Raw genomic sequence first — 20,581 nt, forward strand, 5'->3', positions numbered from 1 at the left:
CCGCCGCCCGGAGACCCGACCGGCTCGCGAGGGGGTCGACGCGGACCGCTACGCGGGGCGTGACGACGAGCCACGCGGGACGGCCGCCGTCGCCGGGGCCGCAGGCCGGAGCCCGGCGAGCTGGACGTAGATCTCGCGCTTGGCGGTGGCCAGGCCGCGCTGGTCGAGGACGTAGCCGGCGAGCCAGATCCAGCCGTGGTAGGTCGACAGGTCGGGCACCGACACGACGCGGAAGGTGACGGCCCGGTCCCCGGCGAACTGCACCGAGGCTCGGCCGTCGACGGTCAGCAGGTCACCGGGGGCCGGGCGCACCGCTACCAGTGACCCCGGTTGGGCCGGGCGTCGTCCGGCGGGACGCACTCCCGGGCGTGCATGACCTGCCAGTCGCGCAGCGCCCGTTTCAGCCGGTCGTTCTCCTGGGTCAGCAGCCGCACGTCCTCGTGCAGCCCGGCCAGCTCGTCGGCCAGCCGGGTCTGGAACTCGCGCACCTGGTCGGCGTCGACGCCCCGCCGACGCGGGTCGAACGCCCAGGTACGCACCTCGTGCGGGGTCAGCCGGTCGGGCCGGCCCGTTCCGTAGAGCCGGCCGCCTCGATACACGTGGGCCACGACGGTCCTTTCCGGGGCAGGGGAGCGGGCGAGGGCCGTGCGATGGGCCGGGGCGGGCGTGCACACCCGCCCCGACCAGGGAGAGAGTCGATCTCGTTGCCACGCGAGGAGCGGCCCGGCACCAACACTAACGGCTTAGCCGTTTAAGTCAACCACTGGCTGTTGTCGTTTCTGGGCGCTTCGTGATCGAATTGGCGAGCCACGCAAGGAGCGCCATGCCTACGACACCCGACTACATCCGTATCGCCGACGACATCGTTGCTGCCGTCAAGGCGCGCAAGCTCAAGCCCGAGGACAAGCTGCCATCGATCGCGCAGATGGCGGCAGACAACAAGGTCGGCACGTCCACCATCCAGATGGTCTACGTGCGACTGGAGGCGCTGCGCGTCATCCGGCGACACCAGGGGAAGGGCATCTTCGTCACCGACCCGAAGACCTGGATGCGGGAGCCTTGACTGCGACACGGGGTAGCGATACCTCAACGGATCGTGTAAATCGTTGGGTGCGATGCGATGCTGGGGTCTGTGCGACGGAGGGAGGCGCAATTGATCGACAAGGTTCAGGATGCGCTTCTGACGCCGTCTGACACCGCCCGCTATCTGGGCATACCCCGCAGCACCATGCACTCGTGGTTGGCGGAGAAGGCAGCCGGAGCGCCCCTGGTGCACACGGTGCCGCCCGTCAAGCGCGGATGGCCCTCGGTGCCGTTCGTCGCCGTGATCGAGGCGTACGTCCTGCGGTCCCTTCGTGAGCTGAAGCTCGGGAAGGACAAGATCAGGGACGCGGCAGCCGAGATTCGCAACGTCTTCGGCAACCCGTACGGCCTGGCGGACCGAAGGATCGCCACGGATGGCATCGACGTGTTCGTCCACTACGTGGACACCGACGAGCTTGCGCGTGCCGGTGACCGGCAGATGCCCATCCGCGAAGTGATCTCGGACTACCTGAACTACATCGTCTGGGAGCCCTCCGACGCGTATCCCGCCCGGCTGCGGCTGCGTCAGTATCCCGACACTGCCCAGGTGGTCATCGATCCGCGATTCGGTTGGGGTGCTCCTGTCGTCGCACGCAACAAGGTCCCGGTCGAGGCGGTTGTGGGGATGTGGCGTGCTGGTGAGTCGTCCGAAACTGTTGCTGACGAGTACGGGCTGACCGTTGACGAGGTCGAAGCCGTCGTTCGAGTCGCTGCCTGAGTTCTTCGTCGATCGTTGCTTGGGTAAGACCACGCCTCGGACGCTGATCGAGGCGGGCTGGCCCCTGCACCTGGTGACCGATGTATTTCCTGCCGATGGCCAGTTCACCGGCGACGACGAGTGGATCGAGTATGGCCTGAAGCAGGGCTGGACGATGCTGACCCAGGACAAGCGCATCCGCAACCAGCTTCCGGTCCTCGACCGTCTGGCTGCCTCGGGGCTTACCATCCACTGCCTGAGCAGCGCCGAGTTGTCGCCGGCAAAGCGTGCCGAGCGCTTCGAGCGCCACCGCGACAGGATCTGGCGATACGGGACTGAGGGGCCACCCGGGTTCTATGTCGTCTACGAGGACTCAGTCGTTCGGCGTTGGCCATAGGTGGCGAACCACCGCCCACCCACGTTGGGCCTGTGAGCGTCTGCGTCGAAGTGGGGCTGGGCCGTGGGCCAAGGCAAGGCCGTCGTGTTCTCCGAGCAGCCGGCCGACTTCGCGACGCGCCCCGCCCGGAGGCCCGATGTGATCGCAGCCGCGCCCGGTTCGCCTCACGTGCAGGGACGTGCCCCCAGGTAGGTGCCGCCGTCGCCGGTGCCGCCCTCCGGGTCGAGGGCGTAGACGTAAAGCTGGGTGCCCGGTGTGCACCCGGAGAGCGTGAACCGGAACCCGTGCACCCCGCTGATGCCGAAGTAGGCGTTCACGTCCGGCCGGTTGGTCGCGGTCGGGAAGTCGCCCAGGTGGGTTCCCACGCCCGCCGGCCCGCCCCGGTAGACGGCCACCGTCGAGGAGGTCCCCGGCTGGTCCGGGTCGACGGCCCAGCCCTCCACGGTGGAGCCGGTGAGCAGCTCGAAGTTGCCGCGCGGGGGCGTAGTCCAGCGGAACACCCGGGTGTCGCCCGCGTTGAACGGCAGGTTCGCCAGCTGCGAGCAGTTGCGGCACAGCTCGACGTCGCTGGGGTACAGGGCGGTCTCGTACACCCGGGGCATGGCCTGCGGCAGCCGGACGGTCCTCGTGCCGGTGGTGCCGGCGTGCACCATCAGCGTGTTGCCCGCGGCCTCCACGACGTCGCCGGCCGGCGCGAAGTGGTGCACGCCCGCGTCCTCGCTGATCCTGCGCAGCGCGGCCAGGGGCAGCTTGGGCGCGGCGGCGTACACCGACGTCCAGCTTCCGCCCGCGACGGGGATGGACTTGCGGGCCAGGGAGACCCCGCCCGCCTGGTACGTGCCCAGCGTCGTCGCGCCCGCGTCGGTGACGGTGAACCACGGCGTCAGCGGGTACGCCGGCCCGCCGCTCTGCCCGACGAACGAGTAGTTCTGCCCCAGGTTGGGGGTGCCGGTGCCCTTGGCGACCGTGATGCCGGTGAGCGCGGCCATCGAGGCGGTGGAGGCGGCCTGGTCGCCCTGCACGTACCCGGCGGCGTACAGCGACAGCACGGTGCGGCCGGGGGTCTTCAGCCTCGTGTCGATCGCCGTGCGCACCGTCGGGGAGACCGCGTAGGCGTTCGGCAGGACCGCGAGCTTGATCGCGTTCAGGTCGAGGTTGCCCTTGGTCAGGTCGCTGAGCAGGTAGTGCCGCACGGGCGTGCCCAGCCGGGTCAGGTCGTCCACCAGGTTGGAGAGCTGGTCGCTGGCGAAGGCGTACGAGTTCTCCCCGGCGGGGGTCAGGGCGGGCTGGTAGTTGGCCGACACGTCGTCGACGAACACCGCGACCTGCGGCTGGTAGGCGTTCGTCCCGCCGTGCTGGATCTTGTCGGCGGCCCGGAACACCGACTGGAGGTTCGCCCACAGGGCCTCCGAGTCGCCGGCGCGCGCCGGGTCGCCGAACCAGCCGACGCCCTGCAGGTCGAGGAAGTGGAGGGCCCGGCCGCCGATCGCGGCGGTCGTCAGGTCGCGGCGCAGCAGGCGGATGCTGTCCCACAGGTTCGTCGCGGTCTGGAACGGGACGGGCTGGCAGTTCGTCGGCGCGCAGGCCAGCAGGGTACGCGTGTCGTCCTCGTCAAGCCACAGCTTGTTGGCCAGCCGCATGGTGTCCGGCGGCCCCTGCTGGACGAAGCCGTTGCCGAGGCTGCGGCTGTCGCCGTACGAGTAGGGCACGCCGATGATGTCCACGGACGGGCTGTCGACCAGCGTCGCCAGGTCGTTGCTCCCGCTCATGCCCAGTTCGGCGCGCAGGCCGTAGAGGTAGCCGTAGAAGACGGCGGTGAGGATGCGGTTGCCGGTGGCCTGCTTGGCCCTGGCCAGCAGGCGGGTGATGGCGGCGACGTTGCGCGACGACAGGTACTGCTGGTATTTGGCGGCCCGCAGCGAGTTGACGTCGGCCGGGTCCAGCACGGTGCCGCGTGCGGCCCCCGAGGTCGGCGGCGACTGGCCGGGCACGGCGTTGTTGCGTTCGGTGGGGGTGGCCGACCGGCAGCCCGGGACCAGGCTCGCCGGCAGGGCGCTCCAGGCGCAGAAGCCGGTCTCGGCGCTGGCGGAGTAGTCGTCCAGGTAGAACGAGTGCCGTCCGCGCGGGCCGGGCCGGGTGCCCGCGTCGTTGGTCCAGGGGTAGAGCTGGCAGACCCGCACGCCGTCCGGGCCGGTGGCGCAGAGGTTCGGGCTGCCCCAGTCCAGCATCTTGTTGGTGGTGTCGTCGTAGCCGTACGGCCGGTAGAACCACTCGCCGCCGTTCTCGTAGGCGATCAGCACCGCCATGACCCGGCCGGGATACTGGGCGTCCATCCGCGTCAGCACCCGGCTGATCTGCTGTTCCTGGTAGGCCAGCCACGCCTCGCTGAACGTCCACGGGTGGCCCGCGCCGTTCGTGTCGTCGCGGACGTTGCCCTGGAGGTCCTTCATCCGCATGGGCTCGGCGCCGGGCGGCGCGTCCTGCAGGTACATGCGGACCATCAGGTACGGCCGGGGGTTGAGCTGGTTGAGCCGGCCGGCCAACTGGTCGATGAACGCGTCGCTGGTGTTGTTGAGGTGCACCTGGAGCATGGGCGCGACGTTCATCTCCGGCGCGGCCGTGTTCGCCGCGGCCAGTTGGGCCTGGTAGTTGAAGTACGACCAGTTGTTCTGCCCGATCGGGGTGCTCTGCGTGTTGAGCGCCATGAAGAACGGCGTGGTCGTCCGGCAGCCACCGCCCTGGTCGCACAACTGGATCACCTTGCGGCCGTTGCGGTTGACGATCGTCGACTGCGGCCCGGACCAGCCGTCGGCGTGGGCGTACGCGGTGGGCAGCACGGGGGTGAACGGCAGCACGATGAGCGCGGCCAGAACGGCGAGCAGTCGTCTCATGCGTCCTCCCGACGCGGCGTGGGGCGGTGGGGTCAGGTGGGACGGGCGGGGCGCGGCCACGGGACCGGGTCGCGCCCCGCCCGTCGGTCAGTGGGCGGGCGGGTGGGGCGGGCGGCTCAGAGGAGCAGGTAGCCGTGCGACCCCTCGGCGATCTGCCCCTCGCAGTTCGCGTCCGGCGAGTCGAAGTGCTCCCCGTTGCTGCGCACCCGGCACCGGTAGAAGACCTGGCTGGGGGCGGCCGGCGGCGCGTCGTAGGCGTAGCCGATCACCCCGAGGAAGGTCTTCCCCTCGCAGCCGGCGGACAGGGAGGTGAACCTGTCGCTGCCCACCTGGCACTGGTAGAGGGCGTGCGTGCCGGCGACGGCGCTGGTGTGCACCTTGCCGAGCGGGCCCTCGGCCTGGTAGCTGCCGCCGGGGTGGGTGGTGGAGCTGACGTGGTCGCCGGCCCCGTAGTACCGGGTGAGCGTGGCGGTGCCGGGGGAGGGCGGCGCGGAGCCGGTGTAGAGCAGGCGGTTCGGCGAGCCCGTGCCCGGGTTGGTGATCTTGCCGGGGGTCGAGGCGTCGAAGAGGGCGCTGGCGACCTGGGCCGGGGTCAGGCCGGGGTTGCCGGCGAGGACCAGCGCGGCGGCTCCCGCGACGTGCGGGGTGGCCATCGAGGTCCCGCTGAGCGTGGCGGTGGCGGTGTCGCTGCCGTTGGACGCCGAGACGATGCCGTCGCCGGGGGCGAAGATGTCGGTGCAGGTGCCCCAGTTCGAGAACGACGCGCGGGCGTCGGCCGTGGTGCTGGCGTTGACGGTGATCGCCTCGGCGACCCGGGCGGGGGAGTAGTTGCACGCGTCGAGGTTGCTGTTGCCGGAGGCGATGGCGTAGACGATGCCGTCGGCGATCGAGTTGCGCACGGCGTCCTCGAGGGCGCCCTGCGCGCCGCTGGCGCCGAGGCTCATGTTGGCCACGGCCGGCACGCCGGCGGCGTGGTGGCCGGTCACCCAGTCGACGCCGGCGGTGACGCCGGCCAGGGTGCCGCTGCCGCCGCAGTTGAGCACCTTGACCGCGACCAGGGAGACCGCCTTGGCCACGCCGTACTGGGAGCCGCCGATGGTGCCCGCGACGTGGGTGCCGTGGCCGTTGGTGGAGCAGTCCGAGTCGAGGCCGTCGCCGGTGGTGTTGGTGCCCCAGGTGGCCCTGCCGCCGAAGGTGGTGTGGGTGGTCCGGATGCCGGTGTCGATCACGTACGCGCGCACGGTGGACGCCGTCGTCGGGTACGAGTAGCTGCCGTCCAGCGGCAGGTCGCGCTGGTCGATCCGGTCCAGGCCCCACGACGGCGGGCTGGGCTGGGTGTCCAGGGCCCGCACCGCGCGGTTCTGCTGGACGTACGACACGCCGGACTCGGCCGCCAGGCGTCGGGCCGCGGTGCGGCTCATCGTGCCGGCGAAACCGTGCAGCGCGTGCCCGTAGGTGTGTTCCACCCCGACGTCGTACTTCGCGGCCAGCCGTCCGGTCAGGGCGGCGATGTCCGCGCGATTGTCGGCGGCGACCCGGTCGTCGAACACGACGAGGTAACTGCCGTCGATGGCACCCGGATCTCCGGTTCCTCGCACCTGTCCCGCAGCAGTTGCCGGAGATGAAATTCCCATTGCCAGGATGGTTGTCGCTGCCGCGAACGCGGCGAGACCGACCACATTCGGTCGACGCACTCGGGAATGATCCATGGTGGTGCATGATTCAGCACCAATAGCCAGGTGTCAATATTTTAGAATGACTTTGCTGGTCAGGTGTAGGAACCCGATGCACTGGCGATGCCGGCTAGATCCTTTTCGCAGGGCATTGCCGCGTGCAGGGCGATCGGTTATGGTCCATGTCTGCATTGATGGATATTGCTGCCGATCCCGGCGATCCAGGCCACGTAACCGCCATCCTCGTCATAGCTGGAGTAATGCGCGATGGCCGTGAAAAATCGTCACCTGCTGCTGATCCACACCAGTCCGTTCCATGGTTGTGAGAACGAGTTCAACCACTGGTACGACCGTGTTCATCTCGCCGAGGTTCTCGCCGTCCCCGGTTTCGTCGGGGCGCAGCGTTTCGTCGCCCCGCAGGCCGCGGGCGAACGCCGGCGGTACGTCGCGATCTACGAGGTCGAAACCGACGACATCGCGGCCACCATGGAGCGGTTCGAGAAGGCCCGACCGACCATGTCGACCACGCCGGCCCTCGACCCGTCCAGCGTCACCATCGAGCTGCTGACCCCAGTGACTCCGCCGGTGACCCCAGGGCAACCGCAGTGACGACGGAGGAGGGACTCATCGAATCGACGACGCCGGTATCCGCAGGGCAGGCCGCCACCGGCAACGGGCTGTCGACCCTGGGCCACGACGGGGACCCGGGGTGGCGGGTCGACGCCTCCCAGGCCGTGAGCTACGAGGTGCGCCTCTGCCGGGGGCTGCTCGACCCGGCCTCCGACCTGATGGTGACCGCCGCGAGCACGGGGGACGGCCCCGGCCGACGCCGCCTGGTCGTGCTGGACTCCCAGGTGGACGTCCTGTTCGGTGAACGCATCAGGGCGTACCTGGAGGCGCACCGGGTGACCTACGAGCTGTGCGTCGTCGAGGCCGACGAGCGCCGCAAGACGATGACGTCGGTGTTCCGCGTGGTGTCGGCCATGGACGCGTTCGGCGTGGCCCGCCGCCGCGAGCCCGTCATCGCGGTGGGCGGGGGAGTGCTCACCGACATCGTCGGGCTCGCCGCCAGCCTCTACCGCCGCTCGACGCCGTACGTGCGGGTGCCGACCACCCTCATCGGCATGGTCGACGCCGGGATCGGCTCGAAGACCGGCGTGAACTTCAGCGACCACAAGAACCGGCTCGGCACGTACCACCCCTCCGCGACCACCCTGATCGACCCGGGTTTCCTGGTCACGCTGCCCGTGCGGCACCTGCGCAACGGGCTCGCCGAGGTGCTCAAGATGGCGCTGATCAAGGACCGCCGCCTGTTCGAGCTCCTCGCCGTCCACGGCGCCCGCATCATCGCCGAGCGGATGCAGCCCGTCGGCAGCGCCGACGGCGGCGCGGCGGCGCTGGCCGTGATCCGCCTCGCGATCGGCGGCATGCTGCAGGAGCTGCAGCCGAACCTCTGGGAACACCAGCTCGAACGGGTCGTCGACTACGGGCACTCGTTCTCGCCGGTGATCGAGATGCGGGCGCTGCCGGAGCTGCTGCACGGCGAGGCCGTCGCCGTGGACATGGCGCTGTCGCTCGTGCTCGCCCACCACCGGGGCCTGCTCTCCGCCGAGGACCTGAGCCGCGCGCGCCTGGTCATGGGCGAACTCGGCCTCCCGACCTGGCACCCGGTCTGCTCCACCGAGCTGCTCACCGAGGCGTTGGCCGACACCGTGCGCCACCGCGACGGCCGGCAGCTCATCCCCCTCACGGCCGGCATCGGCCAGGCCCGCTTCGTCGACGATGTGACCCCCGCGGAGCTGGCCGCGGCCCTGGCCCGCCTGGAACCCAACTGGACGTCGATGGCGGTGGCCCCGTCCGCGCCGACGCAGGGGAGCAACGGATGAACGGCGTACGCGCGGTGCTGCTGGCCGGTGGCCGGGGAGAGCGCATGGGCCCGCTGGGCGTCGGCCGGCTCAAGCCGCTGATCCCGTTCGGCGGGACGAGCCGGCTCATCGACTTCAGCCTGCGCAACGCCTGCGACTCCGGCCTCGACGAGGTGCTGCTGCTGTCGCAGTACGAGGAACGCATGCTGATGGACGACCTGCACCGGGTCTGGAACCGGACGCCGGGGTTCCGCGTCCACTTCGGGCCCTACGACGAGGCGTACCGCAGCGTCCCGCCCGGGACCGTCCCCGGCGCGCTGCCGGAGCGGACCTGGCCCGCCGAGCGGGGCACCGCCGACGCCCTGATCAGCAAGGAACGCTGGGTCTTCGGCGGCGCGCCCCGCGACGTCCTGGTGCTGCACGCCGACCACGTCTACCGCTTCGACTACCGGGACATGCTGCGGGAGCACCGGGCGTCGAAGGCCGCGCTGACGGTCGCGTACCAGCGGATCGAACGCCGCTTCGTGCACCTGTTCGGCATGGTCGAGTTCGACGACGCCGGCCGCCTCACCGCGTTCGTCGAGAAACCCGCCGAGCCCACGAGTGACCTGGTGTTCGCGGCGTTCTGCCTGTTCGACGCCGGGGTCCTGCGCCGCTACCTGGAACAGCTCGCCGGCACCGCCTGGCAGCACGACATCAGCCGCGACGTGATCCCCGCCATGCTGGCCGGCGGGGAGCTCATCCGCGGCCACCGGGTGCCCGGCTACTGGGAGGACATCGGCACCGTCGACCGTTACCACCTGGCGCACCGCTCGCTGCTTCGGCAGCCGCCGTCGATCCCCCTCGCCGACCTGCCCGCCACCGTGCGGCCGGAGGTCGCGCGGCGGGTGGTCGACGAAGCGCCGGGGATCCGCCGCTCGCTCGTCCCGGCCGACCTGGTCAACCACGGCGAGATCACGCACAGCGTCGTCTACCCCGGGGCCCGGGTGGGCGCTGGCGCGGTGGTGCACGACAGCGTGCTGCTGCCGGGGGCGGCGGTGGCGGCCGGCGCCCGGATCGACGGGGCGATCGTCCTGGAGGACGGCACCGTCGCGCAGTGCGCCGCTGGAGGCGACGCCGTCGCCGAGGCCCACCGATGACCGCCCGGGACGACACGTTCGTCGTCGCCGACATCGGCGGGACGACCCTGCGAATCGGGCACGTGACGGCGGGCGATCCCGTCGTACGGGGGGTGCGCCGCGTCGCGACCGAAGGGTTGGCCCGCCATCCCGGCGCGCCCGTGGCCGAACTCCAGCAGCGGGTCCTGGGCCAGCTCACCACGGAACTCGCCGCGTACCTGGTCAGGTCGGAGGCCGCCGGCAGCCGGGCGGTGGGCCTGTCGTTCGCCGGGCCGACCACCGCCGACGGCGTCGCCCTCGCCGCCCCCACCATCTGGGGCGAGGGCGGCGGGTCCGTGGCGCTGAACGCCCACCTCGGCGCGCGGCTCGGGGTCCCGGTACTGACCGTCAACGACATCACGGCGGCGGCGTGGCGCTACGCCCGTGCCGCAGACGACGCCTTCTGCCTGTTCACCGTCAGCTCGGGCGTCGGCAGTAAGGTCTTCCGCCGGGGCGAGGTGCTGGTCGACGACGCCGGCTTCGGCGGCGAACTCGGCCACTGGCGGGTCGACTGGAGCGGCACCGCGCCGCCGTGCGACTGCGGCGGGCGCGGGCACCTCGGCGGCATCGCCTCCGGACGCGGCATCCTGCGGGCCGTGCGGGTCGCCGCCCGGCAGCGGCCCGGCGAGTTCGGCGTCTCGGGGCTGGCGGCGTCGTCGGCGGGCCGCCCGGAGGGCATCACGAACGAGGCCGTGGCCCTCGCGGTGCGGAGCGGGGACGGCTTCGCCGTCGACGTCCTGCGCGCCGCGCTCCGGCCGCTCGCGCTGGCGGTGGCGAGCGTCTTCTCCTCCATCGGCATCCGCCGGTTCATCTTCATCGGCGGCTTCGCGGTGGCCGTGGGGCAGCCGTTCGTGGACATCCTCGGCGACGAGCTCACCGAGCTGGGCTGTTTCGGCCTGACCCCGACCCAGGTACGCGCGATGCTCACGCTGGGCGCGGCCGACGACGACCACAGCCTGATCGGTGTCGGCCGGATGCTCGCCGCGGCCGGCGCGGATCCCCGACTCGCAGCGGAGGCCGCGCATGCGTACGTTGATCGTCGGTAGCGGGTTCGTCGGCAGGGCGGTGGCCGACCGGCTCGCCCGCGCGGGCGAGCGACCCGTCCTCGCGTCGAGGCGGCCGCCGCCGCACGCGGCGGCGCCGTGGACTCCGCTGAACGTGACGGACCCGGCCTCCTGCGCCCGCGCGCTCGCCGACACCGCCGCCGAGCAGGTCGTGCTGGTCCACGGGCCGTCCGACGTGACCTGGTGCGACCGGCACCCGGCCGAGGCGATGGCCGGCCACGAGACGGCGGCCCGCAACATGCTCGCCGCCGCCGGCGACCGCCGCCTGGTGCTCATCTCGACCGACAACGTCTTCGACGGCAGCCGGCCCGACTGCGCCGAGGCGACGCCGACGGCCCCGCCGAACGCCTACGGCCGGGCCAAGCTCGCCGCGGAACAGGTGTTCGCCGGCCACGCCGCCGCGACCGTGCTGCGGGTCAGCCTCGTCTACGGCTGGGAGCCGGCGGACAGCGCCAAGTGGCTCAACTTCTTCGCGGCCTGCGCGCACCGCCTGCTCGCCGGGGAACCGGTGGCCGTCCCCCACGACCAGTGGACCACCCCGGTGCTGGTCGACGACGTCGCCGCGGTGACCGCCGCCGTGCTGACCGCCCGCGACGTCCCGCTGCTGCACCTCGGCGGACCGGACCGGATCTCGCGCGCCGACTGGGCGCTGCTCATCGCCGCGGAACTCGGCGTCGACCCGGGGCTCGTCGTCGCCGAGCCGCGCGCCGCCGGACGCTACGCGGGACGGCCGGAGAACACCTGCCTGACCAGCACCCTGCTGTCCCGGATACCCGCCACCGCCGGCGTGCCCGTCCGGGGCGTCCGCGAGGCCGCCCGGCTGTTGGTCGCCGACGGCGTGCGGGCGGCGCGGTGAGCGCCGCGAACGGCCCGGTGACCCGCCGGATCACCGGTCGCACCGTCTACCGCAACGCCTGGATGACGGTGCGCGAGGACGCCGTGGAACGCCCCGACGGGTCCCGTGGCGTCTACGGCGTGGTCGACAAGCCGGACTTCGCCCTCGTCGTCCCCGCCGAGCCGGGCGGATTCCACCTCGTCGAGCAGTACCGCTACCCGGTCGGCGGCCGGTACTGGGAGTTCCCGCAGGGCTCGTGGTCCGAACCGGCCGGCGGGCGCGGCGCCGAGGAACTGGCCGCCGCCGAACTGCGCGAGGAGACCGGCCTGACCGCCGGCACGATGCGCCACCTCGGCCGGGTCCACGTGGCCTACGGCTACGCCAGCCAGGGCTGCCACATCTTCCTCGCCACCGACCTGGTCGCCGGGCCACCCGCGCGGGAGGCCAGCGAGAGCGACCTGGTGCACCGGTTCGTGACCCACGCCGAGCTGCGGCAGCTCGTCGCCGACGGCAGCTTCACCGACGCCGTCTCCCTGGCGGCGCTCACCCTGCTCGACGGGAGATACCGATGACCGGCCCCGGCATACCCGGCGCGCAGCGGGTCGACCACGTGGCGCTCACGGTCGCCGACCTCGACGCGGCCACCGCGTTCGCCGTCGATGTCCTCGGCGGCGAGGTCGTCTACCGCCTGCCGCCGCTGGCCCGCACCGACGACTGGATGAGCGAACACCTCGACGTGCCGCCCCGGGCCACGGCGGAGATCGCCTTGATCCGCCTCGGCCCCACCACCAACCTCGAACTCTTCCAGTACGCCGTGGCCGGGCAGGTCACCGCGCCGCCGCAGCGCCACGACCCCGGCCACCAGCACCTCGGATTCCTCGTGGCCGACGTCGCCGAGGCCACCGCCGCCGTCGGCCGGCTCAGCGGACTCACCCCGCAGGACCCCGGCCCGGCCGCCGGGGGGCGGTCACCGCTCGCCGGGGCGTGCCGCGCCCGCTTCCGTACGCCGTGGGGGCTGGCGTTCGAGCTGCGGTCGCCGCCGGAGCCCGCGCCGCACGGGCCACCCGCCCCGGCGGCCCGGCACCGCCCGGACGGGCCCTGGACCAACCGGGGCGCCCGCCCGCCCGGTCCGCCGCCGATCACCGGGCTGCGCGGGGTGGACCACATCGGCTACACCGTCGCAGACCTGGACGAGGCGCTCACCGTGTTCGCCGACGTGCTCGGCGGAGAGCTGCTGCACCGGGGCGTCGAGGCAGACCCCGACGGTCCGGTGGAGGTCGCCGCCCTGCGGATGGGCCCCACCGACAACGTGGAACTGCGGACCTTCGCCCACACCGACCGGGCCGCCCCGCCACCGCGCAACTGCGACGTCGGCGGCCGGCACCTCGCCATCCACGTGCGCGACGTCGACGCCGCCGCGCGCCACCTCGCGGCCCGTCCCGGGTTCACCGTCCTGGGCGCGCCCGAGACCATCGACGACGGGCCGATCGCCGGCGACCGGTGGGTCTACGTGCGCAGCCCGATCGGCCTGCACGTCGAGGTCGTCCGGATGCCCGACGGCGCGCTGCCCTACGAGCGGACCACGGCGGCCCGGCGGGCCCCGGCCGGCGCCCTGAGCTGGACGGACCGGTGACCCGCCCCGCCGGGGTCGACGCCGCGCGCCCACGCCGGGGCACCGGCGTCGGGGGCCCGCCGACCGGCCCGACCTTCGGCCACTACCCGGGGAGTTGACGATGTCCCTCGTCCAACCGTCGCATCCGCAGACCCTCGCGTCGGCCGTCGCGGACAGCCTGGTCGTCGCCGCCGACCCACAGGCGCCCGAGTCCAGCATCTTCTACTGGGAACGCGGACGCCCCTACACCCAGGCCGTGGTGGATGCGGTGCGCGACGTCGACGACGCCGAGGTCCGCCGGCTCGCCGAGGCCCTGCTCGCCGACACCCGCAACCCCCAGGCGTACGCCGCCCTGCACCGGGCCCTGACCGCGCTGGCCGCCGCGCCACCGTCGGACACGGTGGCCGCGCTGTTCGCCCACGGCTGGCGGGCCGAGTCCAACTGCCGCCTCGGCAGCCACCTCGGCGCGTTGTACGGCACCCGGCCGGTGCGGCGCTGGGCGTCCTTCGAGGAGCTGCGTGCGCTCCCGCCGGGGCCCCCGCCCGGCGACCCGGCACGGGCCCAGATCCTCGTCGTCGTCCCGTTCCGGGACCGGACGCCCGACCGGACCCGGCTGCGTAACCTGCTCGCCTGCCTCGCCTCGCTGCGCGACCAGTCCGCCCCGCGCGACGAGTACCGCGTCCTCGTCGTCGAGGCCGACACCGAGCCGCGCTCGCAGCAGGTGATCGAGCCGTACGCCGACGACTACCTGTGGGTGCACAAGGACGGCCTGTTCAACAAGTCGTGGGCGGTCAACGTCGGCGTCGTCAACGCCCCCTGCGACCCCGAGGTGGTGTGCATCCTCGACGCGGACGTGCTGGCCGACCGCGACTTCGTCGCCCGCAACGCGCGCAGGTTCAACCGTCCCGGCACCATGGGCCACCTCAGCTACCGCGACATGTGGTGCCTCGACGCCGAGTCCACCGCCCACGCCATCGAGCAGCGGCTGGCCCAGGGCAGCGCCCAGGTCGACCCGGACCGGCTGCGGGCCTTCGTGCTGCGCCGCCCGCCCGGCTGCTGCGTCTGGGTGCGCAAGTCTGCGTTCCTGCGCATCGACGGCATGGACGAACGGTTCGAGGGCTGGGGCGGCGAGGACAACGACTTCAGCTACCGCATGGACACCAACTCGGCGTTCGACTCCTACGACGACCCACTGCTGCACATGTACCACCCGTCGTCGGCGCTGCTGCGCGCCGACGGCGAGCTCATCAACGCCCACATCCCCGCGCTGACCTGGCGGGCCGAGATGCCGATCGGCGACCCGAAGCGCTTCGTCGACGGCGACGCACCCGCTTCCTACACCGGCGAGGTGCGGCTCGCGACCCAGGTCATGACCGGCATCACCGAGTGAGAGGCGAGCAGCACATGACGACCGCGATTCCCACCCTCGACCTGCCGCGCTGGCGGGCGGCGGGCCCGGACGAGCGCGCCCGGACGTCGGCCGAGCTGGACGCCGCGCTCCGGCAGACCGGCATGTTCCTCCTCGCCGGCCACGGCGTGCCGGCCGACCTGACCGCGCGGATGCGCGCCGTCGGCCACGCGTTCATGCGGCTGACCCCGGAGCAGAAGCGCCGGTACGCGGTCAGCCGCCCGTACGACAACGGGTGGCGGGGCCTCGGCGCGCTGCAGGCCAGCGCGGTGGACGGCATGGCCAGCGCCCCCGACCTGCACGAGGCGTACCACATGGGCCCCACCCACCGCACCGGGGACGCGAAGTTCGACTGGCTCTACTATCCGGACAACAAGTGGCCGGCGGAGCTGCCGGAGCTGCGCGAGGTCGCCACCGAGTACACCGGCCACCTCAACCGGCTCGCGCTGGAGGTCCTGGAGGTCCTCGCCGTCACCCTCGGCGTCCCGGCCGACCACTTCACCTCCCGCTCCCAGCGGGCGACGTGGACGCAGAACGTCAACTGGTACCCGCCCCTGACGGCGGTGGGGCGGCTGGAGGAGGGCCAGATGCGGGTCGGGCCGCACGCCGACTTCGGCACCATCACCTTCCTCGACCGGCAACAGGGCGTCGGCGGGCTGGAGGCGTGGAACGCCGAGGACGGCTGGTTTAAGCCCCCGTTCGTGCCCGGCACGCTGGTGGTGAACCTGGGCGACATGATGAACCTCTGGACCGACGGCCGGTGGCGGGCACTGCGCCACCGCGTCCTGGCGCCCCCGGCCAGCGACCCCGACGAGGAACTGGTGTCGCTGGTCTTCTTCTTCGAGGCGGACCCGGACGCCGAGGTACGCCCGCTGCCCGCGCCCGCCGGCGGCGGCGCGGGCATGGCGCCGGTCATCGCCGGCGAGTCGATCCTGGAGAAGGTGGGGGTCACCCTCACCCTCGCCGACTGACGCGCCACCGACGGTCGGGGGCGGGGCGCGGGCCCCGCCCCCGGCCGATGTCAGCCGGTCGTGGCCGCGACCGGGGCACCGGCCCACACACAGCGGCCGTCGCGGCAGGTGACCAGCACGGCCACCGGGCCCGCGGTCGCCGGGCCGGTGCCGGCGAACGACCCGTCGTCCTGCCGGGCCAGCGCGATCACCTCGACGGGATCGCCCGGATACACCAGCTCCACCCGGACCGCCTCGGGGTGGGCCCAGCGCACCGCGACCCCGTCCGGGCCGGCGACCGCTGTGCCGGCGCCGCCGTCGTCGCCGGGGGCGGGCGTCGGCGACAGGGCCGCGGGGCCCGACCGCCCACCGGGCCAGGTGCCCGCCACGCACGCGGCGAACACGGCGAGGAACCGGTCGGCGGCCCGGGACCAGGTGAATTCCCGGGCGGTCGCCACGGCCCGCGAGCGGAGCGTGTCGACCAGCGGCGACCCGGCGCGGACCAGCGCGAGCATGCGGGCCAGGCCGTCGTGCACCGCGTCGGTCAGGTCCGGGTCGGCGACCCGGAAGGAGCGGGGCAGGGCGAGGCCCGTCGCCGTCGGCGCGGCCAGGTCGAAGGAGTGCCGGAAGTGGCGCATGCCCCGTTGCGCCGTGGCGACCGGCACGGCGCCACTGGCCATGGCCTCGCCCATCGCCATCAGGAAGGTGTCCATCTCGAACTTCGCCGGGAACACGCACAGGTCGCTGGAGGCCGCCCAGTCCATCAGCTCCGCGGGCGGCATCGGCCCGGTGCGGATCCGGACCTGCCCGGGGTGGTCGGCAGCCAGCGCGGCGAGGTCGGGGTCCTGCGGCGGGTGCGGGGCCAGGCAGTGCAGCAGCAGGTTGAAGCGCTCGCCCTCGTCCAGCAGCCGCCGCACCCCCCGGAACAGCTCCCGCAGCCCTTTGTGCTCCACCGAGTACCGCCCGTTGTGGTAGACGGTCGGCAGCGCCGGGTCGAGGCCGAGCGCGGTCAGGGTCCGCCGCCGTCGCTCGTCGCCGCGCGCCACGTCCAGCCACTCGTCGCCGATGGCGCACCCGCCGACCGTCAGCCGGTCCGCCCGCGACCACAGCTCGCGGCGGACGGCCAGCTCGGCGAAGAGCTGGGCGAACGGCGTTTCGGCCTGGGTGAGGGCGTGTTCGAGCTGCCCCTCGGAGAGGAAGTCCACCGCGTCCGCCGAGCGGGCCACCAGGGCCAGCGCGCTGACGTAGTCGTGCCCCGGCCGCTGCGGCTGGTCGCGATAGAGGAGGGTCTGCGGCAGGAACGCCCGCATGGCCCGGTGCAGCGGCGAGTCCAGGGGCGGGTCCGCGAGCCCGTCGACGACCGTGGGGTCGGCGCCGAGGTCGCGCAGCAGGGCCCGGGCCTGCGGCGCGTAGACCTTGGTGTTGACCGGCAGGTTCGTCTGCACGGTCGACACGACGGGGAAGCCGTACGCCGACAGCGCCGCGGGCAGCAGGTGGTGCAGGACGGGCTCGTGCAGGTGCACGATGGCCTGCGCGGTTTCCTGGCCGGAGAGGAAGCGGGCGGCGAGGACCTGGAACACCAGCGGCTTCAGGAACGTCGGGTCGGTCCCCTCGGCGCCCGCCGGTGGGTGCAGAGTGTCGGTGTGGCTGTCGAGAATCTCGTTGCTGAGCAGGACCACGTCGATTCCCTCGACGGTCATCTGATAGGCGCGTGCGGATCCGTCCACCGTGACGCCGTCGGGGTGCCCCGGCCATCTGTCGGGGTCGACAGGAATGGTTATCTCGCCGGTGGACCGCCAATCCGTCTCGACGACGTCGTGGTCACGCCGCAGGAGTGGGATCAGCCCGTGCGCCGCGGTCAACGCGGTGACCCGGTGCCCTCGGTCGCGGAACTGCCGGACCAGATTCCACAGGTAGACGGAGGTGCCCGCCTGCACCAGGGAGTCGTCGAATCCGGTGCACTCGAAATGGCATTCGATGATGTGCAAGCGCGGTTCCTTCCAGGTGACATCCGTCCCCGGCGGACAACCGTCAGCGCTCGACCCCCGCTGACGGGACCGGGGCATTGTCCTGCTTTTCGCCGGAGCGGCTCGGTGCACGCATCGCGGTGGCGCCCGCCGCGACGAAAACTGCGAGCACCACGGGAATCCACAACGCCGACGGCAATCCCACCACGGTCGCCGCGGCGCCGATGAGAATAGGCCCGAACAGGAATCCCAGATAGCCGATGCTGACCACGGTCGACAGGGCCCGGCCGGCGCGGCTCGGGTCCTGGTTTCCGGCGGCGGAGTAGACCTGCGGGGCGATGCACGACAGGCCGGCGCCCAGCAGCCCGAACCCGACGACACCGGCGACCGGATGGTGCACCAGCAGGGCCGCGCCGAGGCCGCATGCCGCGAGCGCGCCGCTGAACCGCACCAGGGTGACGGGCCCCAGGGCGCGCACCAGCCGGTCGCCGAAGAGCCGGCCCACCGTCATCATGATCGAGAACGCGGCGAAGCCGTACGCGGCGAAGCCGGGGCTGGTTTCCAGGTTGTCCCGCAGGTAGACGGCGCTCCAGTCGGCCGCCGCGCCCTCGCCGACGAGCGTGCACAGCACCAGCACGCCGAAGAAGACCAGCAGCAGGGACCGGCGGGAGGGCCCCTGCCCGGTGTCCGGTGAGCCGGCGGCCTCCGGGGCGCTCGTCGCGGGCAGCACCCACAGCGCAGCCCAGACGGCCAGCACCAGCACCCCCGCGCCGACGGTGAGGAAGGTGGTGCCGACGCTTGCCCCGCTGCGCGCGAAGAAGCTGCCCACGATCGCCCCGAGGAAACCGCCGATGCTGTAGATGGCGTGGAACGACGACATGATCGGTTTACCCCAGGCCCGCTGGACCTCTAGGGCATTGGCGTTCATCGCGATGTTGAGCGTCCCGTGCGTCGCGCCGAAGAGGAACAGGGCGACGCACAAAACCACCAGGGTGCCGCTGTATCCGGGAAGGACGAGCAGCAGCCCTTCCAGGATCGCCGAGGGGATGAGCACGCGGGTGCTGCCGAAACGGTCGGTGAGTCGACCGAGCAACGCCATGCCGACGATGCAGCCCGCCGCGAAAGCCAGGAGCGCGAAGCTCAACCGGCCGTCACTGAGCCCGAGCTTCTCCTTTACCGCCGGAATCCGCGCGGTCCATACTCCCAGCGCTGTGCCGAACAGCAGGAACGCCAGGGACGTGGCGATTCTCCCGCGACGAATCCGACGGCGGTCGACTGGTGCGTTGTCCACAGGGCCCCCTACCCAAGGCAGGCCCCGACACTACCGTGCCCGCCAGGGATACGCCATGAGGGAGAAAGCGGGGCGTCGTTGGCGTATCCGGGTGACTGGGAATGAACAGGTTGGCGGGAATGGATCGGAGGGCGGGTCGATCCCGGCGTGGGCCACGACCCGGGCCGGGTCGTGGCCGCCCGCCACGCCGGACGCGCTCGTGGCGCGGCGGCGCGGCCCGTCGCCTTGCTATCCATCGGCGAACATCACTAGATTGGTCGTCGGGCGCCGCCGTGCCGTCGATCGCCGACCGGCCCGACGGCTGATGGTCCGCCCGGAGCCGGGCATCCGCGTCGCGTCGCCGGTCGCGTCGCCATGCGAGCGTTCCCGCAGTTCCCCGTGCCCCCGCCGGCCGCGCCCGTGCGGTGGCACACCCTCGGAAGGAACCCGATGAGGATCTCCCGCGCCCGTCTCACCCCGATCGTCGCCGCCGGGGCGGTCCTGGCCGCCGCCCTGGCCGGCGTCGGCCTGCCCACCGCCCCCGCGACGGCCGCCGCCGGCTGCCGGATCGACTACGTGCCCAACCAGTGGACCGGCGGCTTCACCGCCAACATCCGGATCAGTCCCGGCGACACCGCCGTCAACGGCTGGACCGTCACCTGGACGTGGGGCGGCGACCAGCGGATCACCAACGGCTGGAGTGCCGAGGTCAGCCAGTCCGGTGCCACGGTGACCGCCCGCAACGTCGCCTGGAACGCCTCGGTGCCGGCGGGCGGCTCGACCGAGTTCGGCGTCCAGGGCACCGTCGGCGCGAACACGGCCGGGCCGACCGGGTTCGCGCTCAACGGCGTACCGTGCAACGGCGCGACCCCGCCCCCGACGACGACCGCGCCGCCGACCACCCCGCCCCCGACGACGCCGCCGCCCACCACGCCGCCCCCGACCACGCCGCCCCCGACCACCCCGCCGCCCACGACGCCGCCGCCCACCACCCCGCCGCCCGCCGGCTGCGGCACGGCCGTGCTCTGCGACGGATTCGAGAACCAGACCGGCTCGGTGCCGTCGGGCGACTGGACGGTGGTCAACCCCGACTGCTCCGGCACCGGTACGGCGGCGATCGACACCGCCACGACGCACAGCGGCAGCCGCTCCCTGCGCATCAACGGCACGGTCGGCTACTGCAACCACGTGTTCGCCCGGACCACCCGGGGCCTGAGCACCCTCGGCGCGGTCCGGTACGCCCGGCTCTGGGTGCGGCACACCACCGCCCTGCCCACCTCGCACGTCACGTTCCTGGCCATGGCCGACTCCGCCGACGGCGGCAAGGACCTGCGGATGGGCGGCCAGAACGGCGCGCTGCAGTGGAACCGGGCCTCCGACGACGCGACGCTGCCGGAGCAGAGCCCGTCCGGGGTGGCGCTGAGCCTGCCGCTGGCCACCAACCGCTGGTCCTGCGTCGAGTTCATGGTCGACGGCGCGCAGGGCCGGCTGAACACCTGGGTCGACGGCACGGCGGTCACCGGCCTGACCGTGGACGGCACCCCGACCCACGACATCGACGGGCAGTGGCTCAACCGCACGTGGCGTCCGCAGCTCACCGACCTGCGGCTGGGCTGGGAGAGCTACGGCGAGGGCGCCGACACCCTCTGGTTCGACGACGTCGCGGTCGGACCGAGCCGGATCGGCTGCTGACCGGCCGGGTCGGGCGGCCC

At 72.7% G+C, this 20,581-nt stretch carries 19 protein-coding genes; 13 read left to right on the plus strand and 6 right to left on the minus strand.

Features of this window, described 5'->3' with window-relative positions; genetic code table 11:
• Positions 1–48: 48 nt before the first annotated feature.
• Complete coding sequence (locus tag ACVMYR_RS24775) at positions 49–312, minus strand: hypothetical protein (RefSeq protein WP_457122890.1); 264 nt, start codon at positions 310–312, stop codon at positions 49–51.
• A gap of 2 nt (positions 313–314) precedes the next feature.
• Positions 315–608, minus strand: coding sequence for a cell division protein DivIVA (locus ACVMYR_RS24780; protein ID WP_228986882.1), 294 nt, complete (start codon positions 606–608; stop codon positions 315–317).
• A 215-nt stretch (positions 609–823) separates the two neighbouring features.
• Between ACVMYR_RS24780 and ACVMYR_RS24785 the strand changes: the two genes are divergently transcribed.
• The 3 genes from ACVMYR_RS24785 (at position 824) to ACVMYR_RS24795 (ending at position 2,177) form a co-directional block, all read left to right on the plus strand.
• A complete protein-coding gene (locus ACVMYR_RS24785) occupies positions 824–1,063 on the plus strand; it encodes a winged helix-turn-helix domain-containing protein (RefSeq protein ID WP_077937763.1) in 240 nt (79 codons plus the stop codon).
• A 90-nt stretch (positions 1,064–1,153) separates the two neighbouring features.
• Positions 1,154–1,801: a DUF433 domain-containing protein gene (locus ACVMYR_RS24790; protein WP_077937769.1), complete on the plus strand. Its 648-nt coding sequence runs from the start codon at positions 1,154–1,156 to the stop codon at positions 1,799–1,801.
• A complete protein-coding gene (locus ACVMYR_RS24795) occupies positions 1,764–2,177 on the plus strand; it encodes a PIN-like domain-containing protein (protein WP_077937764.1) in 414 nt (137 codons plus the stop codon). Before ACVMYR_RS24790 ends, ACVMYR_RS24795 begins: the two co-directional genes overlap by 38 nt.
• Before the next feature lie 164 nt (positions 2,178–2,341).
• Here ACVMYR_RS24795 and ACVMYR_RS24800 read toward each other — a convergent pair whose 3' ends face one another.
• Both ACVMYR_RS24800 and ACVMYR_RS24805 read right to left on the minus strand, forming a co-directional pair.
• Positions 2,342–5,068, minus strand: coding sequence for a hypothetical protein (locus ACVMYR_RS24800; RefSeq protein ID WP_457122891.1), 2,727 nt, complete (start codon positions 5,066–5,068; stop codon positions 2,342–2,344).
• A 116-nt stretch (positions 5,069–5,184) separates the two neighbouring features.
• Entirely contained in the window at positions 5,185–6,666 is a 1,482-nt protein-coding gene (locus tag ACVMYR_RS24805; RefSeq protein ID WP_457122892.1) for a S8 family peptidase, read from the minus strand.
• Positions 6,667–7,008: 342 nt separating this feature from the next.
• Here ACVMYR_RS24805 and ACVMYR_RS24810 point away from each other — a divergent pair, with 342 nt between their 5' ends.
• From ACVMYR_RS24810 to ACVMYR_RS24850, 9 genes are all read left to right on the plus strand, one after another.
• Positions 7,009–7,350, plus strand: a complete 342-nt coding sequence (locus tag ACVMYR_RS24810; RefSeq protein ID WP_431897006.1) for a hypothetical protein — start codon at positions 7,009–7,011, stop codon at positions 7,348–7,350.
• On the plus strand, positions 7,347–8,627 hold the full coding sequence (locus ACVMYR_RS24815) for a sedoheptulose 7-phosphate cyclase (RefSeq protein ID WP_457122893.1): 1,281 nt from the start codon (positions 7,347–7,349) through the stop codon (positions 8,625–8,627). The genes ACVMYR_RS24810 and ACVMYR_RS24815 overlap by 4 nt, the downstream gene beginning before the upstream one ends.
• Positions 8,624–9,745 carry a sugar phosphate nucleotidyltransferase gene (locus tag ACVMYR_RS24820; RefSeq protein WP_457122894.1) on the plus strand — a complete coding sequence of 374 codons (1,122 nt, stop codon included), beginning with the start codon at positions 8,624–8,626 and terminating at the stop codon, positions 9,743–9,745. The genes ACVMYR_RS24815 and ACVMYR_RS24820 overlap by 4 nt, the downstream gene beginning before the upstream one ends.
• Positions 9,742–10,809, plus strand: coding sequence for an ROK family protein (locus ACVMYR_RS24825; RefSeq protein WP_457122895.1), 1,068 nt, complete (start codon positions 9,742–9,744; stop codon positions 10,807–10,809). Before ACVMYR_RS24820 ends, ACVMYR_RS24825 begins: the two co-directional genes overlap by 4 nt.
• Positions 10,787–11,683, plus strand: a complete 897-nt coding sequence (locus ACVMYR_RS24830) for an SDR family oxidoreductase (RefSeq protein WP_077937779.1) — start codon at positions 10,787–10,789, stop codon at positions 11,681–11,683. Before ACVMYR_RS24825 ends, ACVMYR_RS24830 begins: the two co-directional genes overlap by 23 nt.
• On the plus strand, positions 11,680–12,234 hold the full coding sequence (locus ACVMYR_RS24835; RefSeq protein ID WP_228986879.1) for an NUDIX domain-containing protein: 555 nt from the start codon (positions 11,680–11,682) through the stop codon (positions 12,232–12,234). Before ACVMYR_RS24830 ends, ACVMYR_RS24835 begins: the two co-directional genes overlap by 4 nt.
• Positions 12,231–13,295, plus strand: a complete 1,065-nt coding sequence (locus ACVMYR_RS24840; protein WP_396790643.1) for a VOC family protein — start codon at positions 12,231–12,233, stop codon at positions 13,293–13,295. Before ACVMYR_RS24835 ends, ACVMYR_RS24840 begins: the two co-directional genes overlap by 4 nt.
• 100 nt (positions 13,296–13,395) lie before the next feature.
• On the plus strand, positions 13,396–14,664 hold the full coding sequence (locus ACVMYR_RS24845; protein ID WP_457122896.1) for a glycosyltransferase: 1,269 nt from the start codon (positions 13,396–13,398) through the stop codon (positions 14,662–14,664).
• A gap of 14 nt (positions 14,665–14,678) precedes the next feature.
• Positions 14,679–15,653: an isopenicillin N synthase family dioxygenase gene (locus ACVMYR_RS24850; protein WP_043963385.1), complete on the plus strand. Its 975-nt coding sequence runs from the start codon at positions 14,679–14,681 to the stop codon at positions 15,651–15,653.
• 50 nt (positions 15,654–15,703) lie between these two features.
• Here ACVMYR_RS24850 and ACVMYR_RS24855 read toward each other — a convergent pair whose 3' ends face one another.
• Both ACVMYR_RS24855 and ACVMYR_RS24860 read right to left on the minus strand, forming a co-directional pair.
• Positions 15,704–17,620, minus strand: a complete 1,917-nt coding sequence (locus tag ACVMYR_RS24855; RefSeq protein WP_457122897.1) for a glycosyltransferase — start codon at positions 17,618–17,620, stop codon at positions 15,704–15,706.
• 43 nt (positions 17,621–17,663) lie between these two features.
• Entirely contained in the window at positions 17,664–18,890 is a 1,227-nt protein-coding gene (locus tag ACVMYR_RS24860; protein ID WP_457122898.1) for an MFS transporter, read from the minus strand.
• 429 nt (positions 18,891–19,319) lie between these two features.
• Here ACVMYR_RS24860 and ACVMYR_RS24865 point away from each other — a divergent pair, with 429 nt between their 5' ends.
• A complete protein-coding gene (locus ACVMYR_RS24865; protein WP_091277634.1) occupies positions 19,320–20,561 on the plus strand; it encodes a cellulose-binding domain-containing protein in 1,242 nt (413 codons plus the stop codon).
• The last annotated feature ends 20 nt before the right edge of the window (positions 20,562–20,581 follow it).

The organism is Micromonospora sp. PTRAS2 (genome assembly GCF_054052245.1).

Coding starts and splice junctions, on each gene's coding strand:
- ACVMYR_RS24785 (WP_077937763.1), top strand. CDS start 824: ATGCCTACGACACCCGACTACATCCGTATCGCCGACGACATCGTTGCT.
- ACVMYR_RS24840 (WP_396790643.1), top strand. CDS start 12,231: ATGACCGGCCCCGGCATACCCGGCGCGCAGCGGGTCGACCACGTGGCG.
- ACVMYR_RS24845 (WP_457122896.1), top strand. CDS start 13,396: ATGTCCCTCGTCCAACCGTCGCATCCGCAGACCCTCGCGTCGGCCGTC.
- ACVMYR_RS24865 (WP_091277634.1), top strand. CDS start 19,320: ATGAGGATCTCCCGCGCCCGTCTCACCCCGATCGTCGCCGCCGGGGCG.
- ACVMYR_RS24850 (WP_043963385.1), top strand. CDS start 14,679: ATGACGACCGCGATTCCCACCCTCGACCTGCCGCGCTGGCGGGCGGCG.
- ACVMYR_RS24820 (WP_457122894.1), top strand. CDS start 8,624: ATGAACGGCGTACGCGCGGTGCTGCTGGCCGGTGGCCGGGGAGAGCGC.
- ACVMYR_RS24800 (WP_457122891.1), bottom strand. CDS start 5,068: ATGAGACGACTGCTCGCCGTTCTGGCCGCGCTCATCGTGCTGCCGTTC.
- ACVMYR_RS24825 (WP_457122895.1), top strand. CDS start 9,742: ATGACCGCCCGGGACGACACGTTCGTCGTCGCCGACATCGGCGGGACG.
- ACVMYR_RS24830 (WP_077937779.1), top strand. CDS start 10,787: ATGCGTACGTTGATCGTCGGTAGCGGGTTCGTCGGCAGGGCGGTGGCC.
- ACVMYR_RS24810 (WP_431897006.1), top strand. CDS start 7,009: ATGGCCGTGAAAAATCGTCACCTGCTGCTGATCCACACCAGTCCGTTC.